Source organism: Streptomyces akebiae (assembly GCF_019599145.1).
GTDB lineage: Bacteria > Actinomycetota > Actinomycetes > Streptomycetales > Streptomycetaceae > Streptomyces > Streptomyces akebiae.
Window position 1 is genome coordinate 6911929 of the sequence record NZ_CP080647.1, and the last position, 16298, is coordinate 6928226.

Below are 16298 nucleotides of genomic sequence, written 5' to 3' on the forward strand. Positions count from 1 at the left end.
CGGCAAGACCAACATCAACAGGGGGGATCGACCGAGGAGTTGTCCCAGGCGTTACCCGCCGGCCGCACCCGAGTCGGTGATCCGGCGCCATGAACTCGCCGCCCTGGGGGCTTCTCGCGCAGTTCCCCGCGCCCCTCACAAGCTCTGGGGCGCCCCATGGTCTTGGGGGCGCGGGGAACTGCGCGAGCACCCACCGACGCACCCGCAGCCGCCCGACTAGCGGAGCGAACCCGCCGCGTCCCGTACCTCCACCGACTCCAGGCGCTCGGCCGTGCGCGCGGCGGTCCCCCGCGCCCACGCCCCCGTGGTGAGGGCGCCCAGGACGAGTACGGCGAAGCCGCAGGCCGCGACGATCCACCAGGCGGGGCGGGCCGCCGCGCCGAAGGAGTCGGCGTACGAGGAGGAGCCGATGCCCGCGGCCAGCACCGCGCCTATCACCGCGACGCCCAGCGTCTGCCCGATCTGGCGGCTGGTGGAGGCGACCGCGGCGGCGACTCCGGCCTGGGCGCGCGGCATGCCGGAGACGGCCGTGTTGGTGATGGGCGCGTTGACGAAGCCGAAGCCGAGGCCGAAGAGGACGTAGCCGATGACGAGGGTGACGTTCTCCGTCTCGCCCTCGAACGCGGCGAAGAGCACCCCGCTCGCGGTCATCGCGACACCGGCGATCAGGAGGGGCAGACGCGGGCCCCGGCTGCCGACCAGCCGCCCGGCGATCGGTGCGCAGACGAAGCACAGCAGCGCCATCGGGAGCATCCACAGACCGGCGTGCAGGGCGTCCAGGCCACGGACGTTCTGCAGGTACAGCGTCGACAGGAACAGGAAGCCGCCGAGCGCGGCGAACGCGCTGACCGCGGTCACCGTCGCCCCGCTGAACGGCGCCGAACGGAAGAAGCGCAGGTCGATGAGGGGTTCCGCGCGGCGGGGCTCGTAGCGCAGGAGGCCGAGGAGCGAGGCGAGCGCGACACCGCCGAGGGAGAGGGTCTCGGCGACCGGAGCGGTCGGCGCCTCGATGATCGCGTACGTGAGGGAGCCGAGCAGTGCGATGACCAGGAGCTGGCCGACGGGGTCGGGGCGGCGGGCCTTCGGGGCGCGGGACTCGGGGACGTACCGCCAGGTCAGCAGCAGCGCGGCCAGACCGACCGGCAGATTGATCCAGAAGATCGAGCGCCAGCCGACCGATTCCACGAGGAGCCCGCCGATGATCGGCCCGGCGGCCATCGAGATGCCCACCACCGCGCCCCAGATCCCGATCGCCCGCGCCCTCTCGCGCGGGTCCGTGAACGTGTTGGCGATGATCGACATCGCGACCGGGTTCAGCATCGAGCCGCCGACCGCCTGCACCATGCGGAAGGCGACCAGCGATTCGAGGTTCGGGGCGAGGGAGCACAGCAGGGAGCCGATCGCGAAGACGACCAGGCCGGCCATGAACACCCGCTTGCGGCCGATCCGGTCCGCGGTGGAGCCGGCCAGCATCAGCAGCGCGGCCAGGACCAGGGTGTAGGCGTCGATGGTCCACTGCAGACCGGAGAGACTCGCGTTCAGGTCGCGCTGCATCGAGGGCAGGGCGACATTCAGAACGGTGTTGTCCAGGCTCACGATCAGGAGGCTGGTGCAGCAGATCGCGAGCACCAGCAGACGGCGACGACGGCTGAGCTCGGGCATGCGCTCCATCGTACGCCGAACTCAATAGTGCGCCTAACTAATGAATGGCGAGCACGCGTCCGTGTGCGTGACAATGGGGGAATGTCCACGCCCGTGTCCCTCGCTCCGGCCCCCCTGCGGATCGGTCCGCACACCGTCACCCCGCCCGTCGTCCTGGCCCCGATGGCAGGCATCACGAACGCGCCCTTCCGTACCCTGTGCAGGGAGTTCAGCGGCGGCAAGGGACTGTTCGTCAGCGAGATGATCACCACGCGGGCGCTGGTCGAGCGCAATGAGAAGACCATGCAGCTGATCCACTTCGACGCGACCGAGAAGCCGCGCTCGATCCAGCTGTACGGCGTGGACCCGGCCACCGTCGGCAAGGCCGTCCGCATGATCGCGGAGGAGGGCCTCGCCGACCACATCGACCTCAACTTCGGCTGCCCGGTCCCCAAGGTGACCCGCAAGGGCGGCGGCTCGGCCCTCCCGTACAAGCGGAACCTGCTGCGCGCGATCCTCCGCGAGGCCGTGAGCGGCGCCGGCGACCTCCCGGTCACCATGAAGATGCGCAAGGGCATCGACGACGACCACATCACCTACCTCGACGCCGGCCGGATCGCCGTCGAGGAGGGCGTCACCGCGATCGCCCTGCACGGCCGCACCGCCGCCCAGCACTACGGCGGGACGGCCGACTGGGACGCCATCGCCCGCCTCAAGGAGCACGTCCCCGAGATCCCGGTCCTCGGCAACGGTGACATCTGGTCCGCCCAGGACGCCTTGCGCATGGTCCGCGAGACCGGCTGCGACGGGGTCGTCGTCGGGCGCGGCTGTCTGGGGCGGCCGTGGCTGTTCGCGGACCTGGTGGCGGCCTTCGAGGGGCGCACGGAGGACATCGCGCGGCCCGCGCTCCGCGAGGTCGCCGACATCATGGTCCGGCACGCCACCCTCCTCGGGGAGTGGATCGGCGACGAATCCAAGGGGGTCGTCGACTTCCGCAAGCACGTCGCCTGGTACCTCAAGGGCTTCGCGGTCGGCTCCGAGATGCGCAAGCGGTTGGCCATCACCTCCTCCCTCGCCGAACTCCGCGCAGGGCTCGACGAGTTGGACCTCGACCAGCCCTGGCCCACCGGCGCCGACGGCCCGCGCGGCCGCACCTCCGGCAACAACCGCGTCGTCCTGCCCGACGGCTGGCTCAAGGACCCGTACGACTGCGCGGGCGTGGGCGAGGAAGCCGAACTGGACACGTCTGGGGGTTAGTGCCGCGTCGGGCAACTGGACATCTCCAGGGGCTGGTTGCCCGCTTCTGTCGGCGTTCCGGCCGTTGTGCGGCCGGTTTCCGTCATCTCGGAATGAGTGGGGAAATGTCCGGGTAGCGCCTTTTGGTGTGCGGAGCGAGCGAGACACCGAAGAAGCCGGACAGGATCCCGTCGAAGCGCCCCTCGCGCAAACCGCCGACCCGGCTGTGCGAGCCCTCCCGGCCCCCCGCCCCGCACACCCCGCCCCCGTCCTACGTCCCCCACTGCGCCCACCACGTCGCGTACGTCCTGACCGTCCTGGACCGGCTGGTCCCGGCCGGCACCCGCTGCGCGCTGATCGGCGCACCGCTCAACTCCAACGTCGGCGACAGCGCGATCTGGCTCGGCCAGCGCGCCCTGCTCGACGCGCTCGGGGCCGAGGTGCGCTATGCCTGCGACCTGAGGTCGTACGACGCCGCGCATCTGGCGGCCTGCCTTCCCGACGGCCCGATCATGCTGACGGGCGGCGGCACCCTCGGCGACCTGTGGGAGGACAGCCAACTCCTGCGCGAACAGGTCCTGCGTGACTTCCCCGACCGCCGGATCGTCCAGCTGCCCCAGTCCGTGCACTTCACGGACCACGCCAACCTCACCCGCGCCCGCCGCGTCTTCGACGCCCACCCCGACCTGACGCTGCTGCTGCGCGACCGGCTCAGTCTGCACCGCTGCCGCACCGTCTTCGAGGCCCCTTCCCTGCTCGCCCCCGACCTGGCCTTCGCCGTGCCACCGGACGCGCTCACCGGCGGCACGGTCGCCCATGACGTGGTCTGGCTGGCCAGGGAGGACAAGGAATCGGCGAAGGGCCCACCCGTCGGACGGGGCACCGCACGCAAGGAGCGCGGCGGACCGTACGTCTTCGACTGGACCCGGGAGGGCGACGACACCGACTGGCGGCTGGCCAAGGAGGCGCTGTGGCGGAGCCGGGCCCGTGCCCTGTGCCGCGCCGGCTCGGGCGACCCGCCCGGCGCCGTCCCCGCCCTCCTCGCCGCCTACGACGGCCTCGCCCGCCTCCAACTGGCGCGCGGCTGCCGCCTGTTGACCGCCGGTCGGGTCGCCGTCACCGACCGCCTGCACGGCCACGTCCTCGCGCTCCTCCTGGGCCTGCCCCACGTCCTGGTCGCCGACCGCTACGGCAAGGCCCGCAGCTACTGGGACACCTGGACGACCCACCGCCCCCCGACCACGGAATGGGCCTGGACGGAGATGGAGGCGAGGCGGACAGCAGGACGCCTACTGGAGGCCGTCCGGGCCGCATAGGGGCCGACGGAGAAGACCGCGTCAAGCCGTCAGGGTGTCACCGGGTTCGGGGTTCGGGGGTTCGGGCGTCACGACGCCCGGGCGCCCGACCTTGCGCCCCTTGCCTTCCGGCCCTCCGGCCTGAAAGGCAAGGGGCACAGCCCCTGCCTTTCAGGGGCGCGGGGAACTGCGCGAGAAGCCCCACCGCACCCGCACCCGCCCCCGATCCCGCACCCCAACGGCGCCCGGGCACCCGCCCCCGATCCCGCACCCATTCCCGATCCCGCCCGCCCCCGACGGCGTCCTACGCACCCCCCACCGCCGTCAGCAACGCCAACGGCGCAGCCGCCGACCGCGACTCCCGCACACACGCGTGCGGATAGGGCACCGGCGCCGGATGCGTGTCCCTCCCGTACCCGGCCAGCACCTCCGGCAGCCGGTGCCCGGCGGCCGACGCCGCGTCCACCATCCCGGAGGCCACCACCCGCGCCTCGTCGTGCAGGCCGTACCGCGCCAGCCCCAACGTGATCAGCGCGTTGTCGTGCGGCCACACCGACCCCCGGTGGTACGACAGCGGGTGGTACGCCGGCTGCCCGGCGGCCAGCGTCCGCACCCCCCACCCGGAGAAGAAGTCCGGCTCCAGCAGCCGCCGCCCGACCACCTTCCCGTACTCCTTGTCCAGCAGCCCCGACCACAGCAGATGCCCCGCGTCCGAGGCCAGGGCGTCGATCTGCCCGCCCTCCGCGTCCAGCGCCAGCGCGGGGAAGTCGTGTCCGGACATCCAGAAGTCCCTCTGGAACCGGTCGCGGAGGTCACCCGCGGCCTGCTCCAGGAGCGCCGCGTACACCTCGTCCTCCCACACCGTGCGGGCCAGTACGGCGGTGCGGCGCAGCGCGTCGTACGCGTAGCCCTGCGCCCCCGCCGCCATCACCGGCCCGGCGACGGGCCTGCTGCCGTCCGCGGAGCAGATCGCGCCGGGCGAGTCCTTCCAGTTCTGGTTGGCGAGGCCGCCCTGGTCGGCGCGGTAGACGAGATAGCCGCGCGAGGTGAGGCCGCCGTGGTCGAGCATCCAGCCGATCGCCGCCCGCGCGTGACGTTCGAGACGGCGGGCCAGGGTCACGTCCCCGGTCCGCTCGACATAGGTGCCGAGCAGGACGAGGAAGAGCGGGGTCGCGTCCACCGAGCCGTAGTAGCGGCCGTACGGGACCTGCCCGAAGTGCGCCAGCTCACCGTGGCGCATCTCGTGCACGATCTTGCCGGGCTGGGCCACCGAGTCGACGCCGACCTCGGTCGCCTGGGCCGCGGCGAGCGCGAGCAGCGTGGCGGCGGCCGGCTCCGGCCGGTAGGGGAGCGTGAAGAGGGACGTCAACAGGGCGTCCCGGCCGAGGAGGGTGAGGAACCAGGGCGCCCCGGCGGCGGGCACCCGGAGCGTCTCGCCGTCCGGGCCGGTCGCCGGGACCTGGAGCGCGGCGAGATCGGCGAGGCCGCGGGCACACGCGGCGGCCAGCTCCGGCCAGCCGGTGGGGAAGGCCACGCCCTCCACGAACTCGTCCTCCACGGCGCGCAGTTGTTCGTGCACGGCGGCCGGGGAACGCGGCACCCGCAGGGCCCGGCGGTCGCCGTGTGTCCGCGCCATCACCCGGCAGGTCAGCTCCGCCGAGCCGTGCGGCGCCACATCGAGGGCCCAGACGAGCCGCCGCGCCCCCGTCCCGGTCTCCTCCACACTGTCCGGGGCGGGCTCGGCCGTCACCGTCGTACACGACCGCCACTCGCCGCGCCGATAGCTGAACTCCACCCCGTCGTCGAGGACTTCACGCTTCCTGATGACGCCGCTCTTGGCGTACGTACGGAAGTCGGAGCGCAGCTCGAACTGGTCGGTGAAATCGGCGTCGACGGTGAGGGCGATCCGGACCGTCGACGCCACCGGCCGGTTGCTGGTGACGCGCAGCGTCTCCACGAACGCGCTGTCGGAGACGGCCTGTTCACGGAAGAGCGTGTACGCGGGCGGCTCCCGGCGGCCGCCCCGGGGCACGAGCACACAGCGCGCGACGTCGCCGTCCGCGACCGGTGTCAGCGTCTCGGGAACCGCGCCGTCGACGGTCAGCTGCCACCGGCTCAGATGCCGGGCGTCCCGGACGAACAGCCCGTCCGGTGAACTGCCGCCCCGCACCCCGCTGATGTCGCCGCCGTCGCTCACGGCGGCGAACGTCCCGCCGCGCACGAGCAGGTGATGCCGGTCCGTCATCCCCGGTCCCCTCCCTGGTCACTCATGCCGAACTTGGCCTCGTTGGTGTCGTGGTGCCGTGCGTGGTGCCGCTCCCGGCCGTGGTGCCGCTCCCGGGCGGGCGGGTGACCGTGGTCGTCCCGATGCAGCAGGTCGAGGGTGAGTGCGGCCGTCCAGCCGAAACCGGCCGCACCGCACGCCTCACCGGTGTAGGGGTCCACGTACTCGGCGAACCCGGACGCCGTCGCCGTCTCCAGCAACGCCCTCCGCAGCGCGTCGGCCCGCCCCGGCTCCCCGTGCAGCCTGAGCCCCCGCTCCAGCATCCAGTTGGTGTTGAACCAGGCGGGGCCGCGCCAGTAGCGGTGCGGATCGAAGGCCTCGCCGGTCAGGTCGTACGACGGGACGAGCAGGGTGGTGTCGCCGAGCCCGAAGTGCGGGCCGTGCATGGTGCGCACGAGGGCGGCGGCGATGTCACGGGGAAGATCCGGGAGCAGGAGGGGCACGAGGCCGGAGACGCCGCGCTCGGGGATGAGGGCGCCGGTCGTGACGTCCCGGCAGAAGAACATGCCCTCCGCCGGGTCCCACAGCCGTTCCACCAGGGCCGCCGTCAGCCGTTCGGCGCGCGCGTGCCGGGCCGTCCCCGGCGCGCCCAACTCCTTGGCGATCCGGGCGAGGGCGTGCTCGGAGGCGATGAGCAGCGCGTTGAACGCCGGGTCCTCGACGGCGAACTCGGCCTGCCCGGCCCCGTTGGTCCCGCCCAACCGGTCCCCGCTCCTCCCGCCCACTCCGTTCCGGTATTCGGCGTCCCGGTATCCGGCGTCCCGGTAGTCCGCCGCCAGTCGCACATACCGCCCGTAGTCCAGATCCGTCGGCCGGTCCTCGGCCGCCCCGTGGTCGAGGTCGGCGCGCCGGAAGGACCGGGCCGGGGCCGGGGTGATCCGGGCGAGGGGCGCGTCCCAGGTGGGGCTGTTGTCCATGCCCTGCTCCCAGGGGTGGACGACCGAGGCCAGTCCGCCCCCGCCCAGGTCCCGGCGGTCCAGCAGGTAGCGGTGCCAGGCGGCCAGTCCCGGATAGACCCGGGGCAGGAAGCCGCGCGCCCGGGACAGCTCGGGATCGGCCCGGTGCACCAGCCACGCCGCCAGCGCGTGCACCGGCGGCTGCACGATGCCCGAGGTCTCGGGGGCGCGCGGGGCGCCGGCGGCGCTTCCCGCGGTCGAGGAGCGCCAGAAGTCGGGGCTCGGGAAGTACGCGTCCAGCGGTACCGAGGGGTTGAAGACGATGTGCGGGATCCGCCCGTCCCCCCACCGCGCGGCGAGCAGCGTCTCCAGCTCGGTCTGGGCCCGCAGCGGCGACAGATGCCGCAGGCCGATCGCGATGAACGCCGAGTCCCACGACCACTGGTGCGGATACAGCGTGCGCGACGGCACGGTGGACCGGCCCGTCCAGTTGGCCGCCAGCACCTCGGCCGCCGCGCGGTGCGGCGAACCCGCCGGATCGTATACGTCACGTCCGGCACGAGCTCTCATGGCTGGACGACGGGCGGTGAGCTGGGTTGTGCGGTCCACGCAGGGCTCCCTGAGGACAAGGTGCCGACCGGTTCGGCAGTAGCTACCGTAGGGTTACGTCTACTTAACACGCAAAACTCAATATGTAATGCAGAGTTGGTGAACGCAAGAGGGTGAGCGGGAACGGATTCTTCTGAGGCCGCGACAATGGCGGCACCGAGGACGACATGAGCGGAAGGGCCGTGAAGGTGGGCAGTCACGCCGGTGCAGGAGATCTGCTGGAGCTGGTCCGCAGCGGCCGGGCCACCACCCGCGGCGCGCTCCAGCAGGCCACGGGCCTCTCCCGGGCGACCGTGGGCCAGCGCCTGGACCGGCTCTTCCGCGCGGGCTGGCTCCGCGAGGGCGCCGGCGGCCCCGTCGATTCGCCGCTGGGCGGCCGCCCCTCCATCACCCTGGAGTTCGACGACGAGCACGCGGTCGTCCTCGCCGCCGACCTCGACACCCGCCACGCCCGCGCCGCCGTCCTCTCCCTCACCGGCGAGATCCAGGCCGAGCACACCGGCACCCTGCTCATCGAGGAGGGCCCCGACGCCGTACTGGACGAACTCGGACGCTGGTTCGCCGAGTTGCTGGAGAAGGCGGGCCGTCCGGCCGACGCGGTCTGCGGCATCGGCCTCGCGGTCCCAGGCCCGGTCGACATCGACACCGGCCGTGTCGTCCAGCCGCCGATCATGCCCGGCTGGGACGGCTACGACATAAGGGGCCGCCTGGCCCGTGCCTTCGCCGACCACGCGTCCGGACCCGCCGGAACACCGGTCCTCGTCGACAACGACGCCAACCTCATGGCGTACGGCGAACAGCGCGCGGGCTACGCAGACTGTTCGGCGTTCGCGCTGGTCAAGGTCTCCACGGGCATCGGCGCCGGGGTCGTGGTCGGCGGCTCGATATACCGGGGTATCGACGGCGGCGCCGGCGACATCGGCCACATCCGGGTGCCACAGGGCGCCGAGGCGCTGTGCAAGTGCGGCTCGTACGGCTGTCTGGCGGCGGTCGCGAGCGGTGGCGCCGTGGCCCGGAGGCTGGCGGAGGCGGGGGTTCCGGCGGCCTCCGGTTCAGATGTGCGGGATCTGCTGGTCGCGGGCCACCCGGGGGCGACGGCGCTCGCGCGGGAGGCGGGCCGGGTCGTCGGGGACGTTCTGGCGACGGTCGTGACCCTGCTGAACCCCGGTGTCCTGATGATCGCCGGCGATTTGGCCGGAACCCCGTTCCTCACGGGCGTCCGCGAGCTGCTCTACCAGCGCGCTCTGCCCCGCTCCACGGCCCATCTGGACGTGGTCGTCTCCCGGCTGGGGGACCGTGCCGGCCTGACCGGGGCGGGCGCGCTGGTCGTCGAGCACCTGTACGCACCGGAGCGGGCCGAGCAGCGGTTGCTGGCGTTGGGGGTCTGACGGGGTTACGGGGGGTGTGACAGGGGTGTTTCCGTCCCGAGGACAGGTCCGCATGGTGAAATCCGGGGCTCTCGAACCGCGTGATTCTCGCCACCCCTGATAAGGGTTGCGCTCAGATGAGCGAATCATGGGCGGCTCTGCGACTTCAAAGGGTGGCACTGGGTGCCACCCTTTGATCGTTCATCGAGCGAACTCAGGCGTGCCGATTGCCGCTCATCTGAGCGAAATGGGGGGCGTGTGGGGCATGGACCCTTCAAGAGGTGAACACATTCGCGCCCTGTTCCTTGCCAAGCCTTGACTTTCGATCTCCTGGCGGACGGGTGGTTACAGGCGCATGACGCGCAAGTGGACGTACCCAGGTGCCTTCGATCTGGGTATGTTCCTGGCCGTCAGGGCAGCCACCGCGTCCTCAAGGAGTTGGGACCCGTGTCGGAAAACAAAGATCCCCACGTAGGCCACGTAGCTCAGAGCGTTGAGGGCGTGAAGTTTGTTTATGACTTCACCGAAGGCAACAAGGACCTCAAGGACCTCCTCGGCGGCAAGGGCGCGAACCTCGCCGAGATGACCAACCTCGGTCTCCCCGTGCCCCCCGGTTTCACCATCACCACCGAGGCCTGCAAGGTCTACCTCGACAGCGGCGACGAGCCCGCGGCACTCCGTGACGAGGTCACCGCCCACCTCGTGGCCCTCGAGGAGAAGATGGGCAAGAAGCTCGGCCAGGCCGACGACCCGCTCCTCGTCTCGGTCCGCTCGGGCGCCAAGTTCTCGATGCCCGGGATGATGGACACGGTCCTCAACATCGGGCTGTCGGACAAGTCGGTCCAGGGCCTGGCCAAGCAGGCCGGCGACGACCGCTTCGCCTGGGACTCCTACCGCCGGCTCATCCAGATGTTCGGCAAGACCGTCCTCGGCGTCGACGGCGACCTCTTCGAGGAGGCGCTGGAGGCGGCCAAGGCGGCCAAGAAGGTCGTGGTCGACACCGAGCTGGAGGCGGCCGACCTCAAGAAGCTCGTCACCAAGTTCAAGAAGATCGTCAAGACCGAGGCGGGCCGGGACTTCCCGCAGGACCCGCGCGAGCAGATGGACCTCGCCATCCACGCGGTGTTCGACTCCTGGAACACCGACCGCGCCAAGCTCTACCGCCGCCAGGAGCGCATCCCCGGCGACCTCGGCACGGCCGTCAACGTCTGCTCGATGGTCTTCGGCAACCTCGGCCCCGACTCCGGCACCGGCGTCGCCTTCACCCGCGACCCCGCCTCCGGCCACCAGGGCGTCTACGGCGACTACCTGCAGAACGCCCAGGGCGAGGACGTGGTCGCGGGCATCCGCAACACCGTCCCCCTGGCGGAGCTGGAGTCGATCGACAAGAAGTCGTACGACCAGCTGATGCAGATCATGGAGACCCTGGAGAACCACTACAAGGATCTCTGCGACATCGAGTTCACCATCGAGCGCGGCCAGCTGTGGATGCTGCAGACCCGCGTCGGCAAGCGCACCGCGGGCGCGGCCTTCCGCATCGCCACGCAGCTGGTGGACCAGGGCCTGATCGACGAGGCGGAGGCCCTCCAGCGGGTCACGGGCGCCCAGCTCGCCCAGCTGATGTTCCCCCGCTTCGACGACGAGGCGAAGGTCGCCCAGGTCGGCCGGGGCATCGCCGCCTCCCCGGGCGCGGCGGTCGGCAAGGCGGTCTTCGACTCGTACACGGCCGTGAAGTGGTCGCGTTCGGGCGAGAAGGTCATCCTGGTCCGCCGGGAGACCAACCCCGACGACCTCGACGGCATGATCGCGGCCGAGGGCATCCTCACCTCGCGCGGCGGCAAGACCTCCCACGCGGCCGTGGTCGCGCGCGGCATGGGCAAGACGTGCGTCTGCGGCGCCGAGGAGCTGGAGGTCGACACCAAGCGTCGCCGGATGACGGTGCCGGGCGGCCATGTGGTGGAGGAGGGCGACCTCATCTCCATCGACGGTTCGAGCGGCAAGGTGTACCTCGGTGAGGTGCCCGTCGTCCCCTCCCCGGTCGTGGAGTACTTCGAGGGCCGGATGCACGCGGGTGCCCAGGACGCCGACGAACTGGTCGAGGCGGTCCACCGCATCATGGCCTTCGCCGACCGCAAGCGCCGCCTCCGCGTCCGGGCCAACGCCGACAACGCCGAGGACGCGCTGCGCGCTCGCCGCTTCGGCGCCCAGGGCATCGGCCTGTGCCGCACGGAGCACATGTTCCTCGGCGACCGCCGTGAACTGGTCGAACGCCTGATCCTGGCCGACACGGAGGCGGAGCGCGAGGATTCCCTCAAGGCCCTGCTGCCGCTGCAGAAGCAGGACTTCGTGGAGCTGTTCTCCGCGATGGACGGCCTCCCGGTGACGGTCCGTCTCCTCGACCCGCCGCTGCACGAGTTCCTCCCCGACATCACGGAACTGTCGGTCCGGGTGGCCCTGGCGGAGTCCCGCCAGGAGCCCCACGAGAACGAGCTGCGACTGTTGCAGGCGGTCCACCGCCTGCACGAGCAGAACCCGATGCTGGGTCTGCGCGGTGTGCGTCTGGGTCTGGTCATCCCCGGCCTGTTCACCATGCAGGTCCGCGCGATCGCCGAGGCGGCGGCCGAGCGGAAGAACGCCAAGGGTGACCCGCGCGCCGAGATCATGATCCCGCTCGTCGGCACCGTCCAGGAGCTGGAGATCGTCCGCGAGGAGGCCGACGAGGTCATCGCCGAGGTCGAGGCCGCGACCGGTACCTCGCTCAAGCTGTCGATCGGCACGATGATCGAACTGCCGCGGGCCGCGCTGACCGCCGGACAGATCGCCGAGGCGGCGGAGTTCTTCTCCTTCGGCACGAACGACCTGACCCAGACGGTGTGGGGCTTCAGCCGCGACGACGTCGAGGCGTCGTTCTTCACGGCCTACCTGGAGAAGGGCATCTTCGGAGTCAGCCCGTTCGAGACGATCGACAAGGACGGCGTCGGCTCCCTGGTGAAGCTGGCGGCGGAGGCGGGCCGGGCGACCCGCCCCGACCTCAAGCTCGGCGTCTGCGGCGAGCACGGCGGCGACCCGGAGTCCGTCCACTTCTTCCACGAGGTCGGCCTCGACTACGTCTCCTGCTCCCCGTTCCGCATCCCCGTGGCCCGCCTGGAGGCGGGGCGCGCGGCGTCGCAGTCCACGGGGAGCGACCACCGGTAACCTCCGGCCCCCCAGCCCCGGAACCGCTGCTTGTCCCCGACCGACCCTCACCGATGGGCGGCGGTTCCGGTCCACGAAGAGAAGGCGGCACCCCGTGGGGGGGTGCCGCCTTCTGGGTTTGGGGGGGGTTGTGCTTCTTGTGCTTCAAGATCACCTGAATCGGTGGTGGTTGGGGGGATCGATCGTTTCTGTGTGCAGTTGGGGCGTTACAGTCCGTGATTCACGGTGGTCGTCGGGCTGCCGATGGACACGGAGGTGCGTATGAAGAGGGCGATGGTCGGGGCCGTGGCTGCGGGGCTGCTTCTCACGGGGGCGGGGGTCGCGCTGGCGGCGCAGGAGCAGGGGAGTATTCCGCTGCTGGATACGCGGGGCGTGGAGTTCACCGAGGGGCATTACAAGTTCAATCCGCCGGGCACCAATCACGGCGCTTTCGAGTGGTCCGGGCTGCTGAGGGACGTCGACACCAGCGACGGACACAACGTGTATGTGCAGGTCAGGGTGGAGGGACATCGCTGGGCGCGTTACTACGGCAAGCAGCAGAGGGAGGTCAGGATGCATCACTCCAACTGGAGTGGTGCTCAGCAGTACACGAACGACGCGAAGATCCGCGCCTGCCGTGACCGTGGTTCCTTGCGCCCGGACAACTGCTCGCCGACCCTGAGCCTCCACTACGACCGCGACTGAGCCTTCCCGCAGCCACAGCCCAGGCGATCCAGCCTGGGCTCCTGCACTTCCTAGGGGTACGAGATCAATACATCAGAAGTCCTTTTTGCCAAGGGGGTCGACCTGCTCTACGGGGAGACCCCCGCTGTCAGGCGCGCGGAGATCTCCCTGCGCCGGGGCGAGGTCGTGGCGATCACCGGGCAGAGCGGTTCCGGGAAGTCCTCCCTGCTGTACTGCCTGGCAGGGGTGTTGCCGGTGGCTCGTGGTGAAGTCCGCTTCGAGGGCCGGTGTCTCGCGGAACTCGACGACGAGGAACTCAGTCAGCTGCGCAGGGAGCGGTTCGGGTTCGTCTTCCAGTACGGCGAACTCCTGCCGGAGTTGACCGTGGAGGAGAACACCGCCCTTCCGCTGCGGCTCGCCGGACAGCGCAAGAAGGAGGCGCTCGCCGCAGCAGGAGAGGTGTTGGGGCGCTTGGGCCTCGCGGATCTACGTGAGCGGCGGCCCTCTCAGGTGTCCGGCGGACAGAGTCAACGAGTCGCGGTGGCACGGGCGTTGGTGCACCGTCCGGCGGTTGTGTTCGCCGACGAGCCCACCGGATCTCTCGACAGCTCCAACGCCTCGGCCGTGCTGGAGGAGTTCCTTGACCTCGCACGGTCCCAGGGGACGGCTGTGGTGCTGGTGACGCACGACGCCGAGGTCGCCTCCCGCGCGGACAACCGCTTCACGATGTGCGACGGCGTGCTCTCGGCCGAGGTGCGGGAGGTGTCGTGAAGGAACTCCTCTTGGGGCTTCGGCTGCTCCTGGGGGCCGGACGCGGAAGCCGTGTGCGCTTCCTCCTCATGGTCGCGGGCAGCGCGATCGGTGTGTGCTGTTTGGCTGTTGTCCTCGCCATTCCCGGGATCCTGGAAGCGCAGGACGGGCGCAAGGCGGCGCGTGTCCCGGACTGCAAGCGGGAAGTCAACGGGGTGAAGTGTGTCGCGACGGAAGGTGACCCCTTCGAGCTCACGCGAATGGTTCCCTACGGCTCAGAACCCCTCACTCGGGTCTTTGTGGCCCGGGGCACCAGGCGTATCGAGCCTCCGCCGGGCCTGAGGGAACTCCCCGCTCCGGGCGAGTTGTTCGTATCCCCACGGCTGCGCGAGGCGCTCCAACGGGAACCCGCGCTGGCCCAGCTTCTACCAGGTGACGACAACGGGACCATCAGTGCCCAGGGGCTGGCCCACCCCGACGAACTGTATGCGTACGTGGGCGTCGGCCGGGAGGAACTCGAAGACGGTGGCGACCGTGTGACGACTTTCGGCAGGAGCTACGCCGACCATCCCACCCTGGAACCCTCGACGCTCGACATCGTGCGCTTCACTCTCGCCGGCGTCGTGCTACTGCCTCTGGCCGTGTTCCTTTCCGTGTGCGCCAGGCTCTCGGCGGCAGCGCGCGCCAGACGACTGGCTGCTCTGAGATTGCTGGGCCTGAGCAGGAACGGCACCCAGCGGGTCAACGCCGCCGAGACCGTCGCGGCCGCGTCGTTCGGGGCCGCGCTGGGACTGGTCGCCTACTCGATCACGAACCAGCTCGTCTCGCGCATCGGAGTGCCCGGCTTCAAGTGGTACCCCGGCGATGGGGCGCTGTCTCTGTCCACGGTCTTGATCTGCGGCGTCGGCTGCCCCGCACTCGCGTGGTACGTGGGCCGGGCCAGTGCGCGGAAGGCGGCGGCGAACCCGCTGGCCGTTCGACGAAGCGCCGTGGAGAGGCCGCCCGGAAAGTGGGGGCTGCTTCCACTGGTTCCGGGGATGGGCATCGTGATCGGGTACTGCGTGGCCGGGTTGACGGACAACGCCCCCCGGGACACGGCCCTCTCCTCGATCCTCATGCCCCTCGCCGTCGTTCTGGTCGGCATCGGGCTCGTGATGATGCTGCCGGTCTTCTCGCGGACCCTTTCGCAGAGGGTGGCCCGCGCCACCCACTCGGTCTCCCTGGGGCTGGCCATGCGACGCAACGAGGTCGAACCCGGGGGCGCGCTACGAGTCGCCACCGGGCTCGTCGTCCTGGTCTTCGCGGCGTCACTGGTGCAGGGAGTGTTGATCGAACTGGACCAGGTCAGCAAGAACACCTTGCCCATCCAGGAATACAACATCCCGCTCGAAGGAGTCACCGAGGAGAAGCAACGGGCCTTGCAGGACGTGAAGGGTGTTCGCGCGCACGCCACGGTCCTGGAGTCCCGGTCGAATGCGGACGTCGACCATGTGGTGCCGAGCATCAGAGCTGTCGTGGCGACCTGCGACCAACTGCGCGGCATCCTGTCGAGGGTCGACCGATGCGTGGACAACCGCCCCGTACGCCTGTGGGATCCGCATCAGGTCTACGAAGAGGACAGCAAACCGGGCGCGAGCTTCCTCTTCGACATGCGGAAGGGAGACGATCGGCGGGCCATGAGGGTGGAGGTGCCGCGGGAGACGGTGAGGTTCAGCGGCTATCCGGGCTGGCCGATCTTCGGCAGCGGAGACGTGCTCGTGCCGCCCTCCGCCGTGCCGGAGGGCTACCGCCCGGACCGGGCCACCCTCAACCTCTTCAGCAGCTCCGCCCCCGAAACCGTCCGTGCCGTTCTCGACGGCATCGGAGGCGTGGACCCCACCACGGAGGTCGGCACGCCGGGGGTGGTCGTCACGTCGCTGCAGCAGATCACCGTGGTGAAGAGCCTGCTGGGCATCGGCATGGTGCTGGGGCTGATCATCGGCGTGGCCGCCTACCTGGTCGCCGCCACCGACCGGGCCGTGGAGCGGAAGCCCCAGGTCACCGCGCTGTCGCTGCTCGGGGCCCGACCCCGTACGCTGCGGGCCGTGCAGGTCGCGCAGGTGGTCGTGCCGTTGGCCGTCGGCCTGGCCCTGGCCGTGGTGCTGGGTAAGCTCGCCGAGTCCAGCTACCTCGTGACCGGCGGCGGTGCCGTCTACTGGGACGGCGCCGGAATCCCCCTGCTGCTGGCCTGCGCGCTCGGCGCGGTCGCCGTGGCCGCGGTCGGCGCACTGCCGCTCGTCGGGCGCCGTATCGATCCGGAGCTGATCCGGCGGGATTGAGCGACCGGGGGCGGAACGGCCCGGGGAGCGGCAGGCGGCGCCAC

Annotated in this window: 10 protein-coding genes; 7 read left to right on the forward strand and 3 right to left on the reverse strand. The window is 70.9% G+C overall.

Features of this window, described 5'->3' with window-relative positions:
- Positions 1–216: 216 nt before the first annotated feature.
- Positions 217–1662, reverse strand: coding sequence for an MFS transporter (locus tag K1J60_RS29795; protein ID WP_220648889.1), 1446 nt, complete (start codon positions 1660–1662; stop codon positions 217–219).
- 81 nt (positions 1663–1743) lie between these two features.
- Here K1J60_RS29795 and dusB point away from each other — a divergent pair, with 81 nt between their 5' ends.
- Both dusB and K1J60_RS29805 read left to right on the forward strand, forming a co-directional pair.
- The gene (gene dusB, locus K1J60_RS29800; protein WP_220648890.1) at positions 1744–2898 is read left to right on the forward strand and encodes a tRNA dihydrouridine synthase DusB; all 1155 of its coding nucleotides are present in this window, start codon (positions 1744–1746) and stop codon (positions 2896–2898) included.
- 125 nt (positions 2899–3023) lie between these two features.
- Positions 3024–4193, forward strand: coding sequence for a polysaccharide pyruvyl transferase family protein (locus K1J60_RS29805; protein ID WP_220648891.1), 1170 nt, complete (start codon positions 3024–3026; stop codon positions 4191–4193).
- Between the two features lie 283 nt (positions 4194–4476).
- Here the strand turns inward: K1J60_RS29805 and K1J60_RS29810 are convergent, their stop codons facing one another.
- Complete coding sequence (locus K1J60_RS29810; RefSeq protein ID WP_220648892.1) at positions 4477–6417, reverse strand: amylo-alpha-1,6-glucosidase; 1941 nt, start codon at positions 6415–6417, stop codon at positions 4477–4479.
- Positions 6414–7961, reverse strand: coding sequence for an MGH1-like glycoside hydrolase domain-containing protein (locus K1J60_RS29815; protein ID WP_220648893.1), 1548 nt, complete (start codon positions 7959–7961; stop codon positions 6414–6416). Before K1J60_RS29815 ends, K1J60_RS29810 begins: the two co-directional genes overlap by 4 nt.
- A gap of 167 nt (positions 7962–8128) precedes the next feature.
- On the opposite strand from K1J60_RS29815, the gene K1J60_RS29820 reads away from it, so the two are divergent.
- The 5 genes from K1J60_RS29820 to K1J60_RS29840 all read left to right on the forward strand — a co-directional run bounded on the left by K1J60_RS29820 (position 8129) and on the right by K1J60_RS29840 (position 16254).
- The gene (locus K1J60_RS29820) at positions 8129–9349 is read left to right on the forward strand and encodes an ROK family protein (protein WP_220648894.1); all 1221 of its coding nucleotides are present in this window, start codon (positions 8129–8131) and stop codon (positions 9347–9349) included.
- 426 nt (positions 9350–9775) lie between these two features.
- The gene (ppdK, locus tag K1J60_RS29825) at positions 9776–12523 is read left to right on the forward strand and encodes a pyruvate, phosphate dikinase (RefSeq protein ID WP_398683530.1); all 2748 of its coding nucleotides are present in this window, start codon (positions 9776–9778) and stop codon (positions 12521–12523) included.
- A 261-nt stretch (positions 12524–12784) separates the two neighbouring features.
- Positions 12785–13207, forward strand: coding sequence for a hypothetical protein (locus K1J60_RS46125; RefSeq protein WP_259407975.1), 423 nt, complete (start codon positions 12785–12787; stop codon positions 13205–13207).
- 102 nt (positions 13208–13309) lie between these two features.
- Positions 13310–13957: an ABC transporter ATP-binding protein gene (locus K1J60_RS29835; protein ID WP_259408331.1), complete on the forward strand. Its 648-nt coding sequence runs from the start codon at positions 13310–13312 to the stop codon at positions 13955–13957.
- Positions 13954–16254 (forward strand): ABC transporter permease, encoded by a 2301-nt coding sequence (locus K1J60_RS29840; protein ID WP_220648896.1) that lies wholly within the window; start codon positions 13954–13956, stop codon positions 16252–16254. The genes K1J60_RS29835 and K1J60_RS29840 overlap by 4 nt, the downstream gene beginning before the upstream one ends.
- Positions 16255–16298 lie beyond the last annotated feature (44 nt).

What these genes read in the sequence shown, in the direction of transcription:
- K1J60_RS29820 (WP_220648894.1), top strand. Translation starts at nt 8,129, where the DNA reads ATGAGCGGAAGGGCCGTGAAGGTGGGCAGTCACGCCGGTGCAGGAGAT.
- K1J60_RS29795 (WP_220648889.1), bottom strand. Translation starts at nt 1,662, where the DNA reads ATGCCCGAGCTCAGCCGTCGTCGCCGTCTGCTGGTGCTCGCGATCTGC.
- K1J60_RS46125 (WP_259407975.1), top strand. Translation starts at nt 12,785, where the DNA reads ATGAAGAGGGCGATGGTCGGGGCCGTGGCTGCGGGGCTGCTTCTCACG.
- dusB (WP_220648890.1), top strand. Translation starts at nt 1,744, where the DNA reads ATGTCCACGCCCGTGTCCCTCGCTCCGGCCCCCCTGCGGATCGGTCCG.
- K1J60_RS29810 (WP_220648892.1), bottom strand. Translation starts at nt 6,417, where the DNA reads ATGACGGACCGGCATCACCTGCTCGTGCGCGGCGGGACGTTCGCCGCC.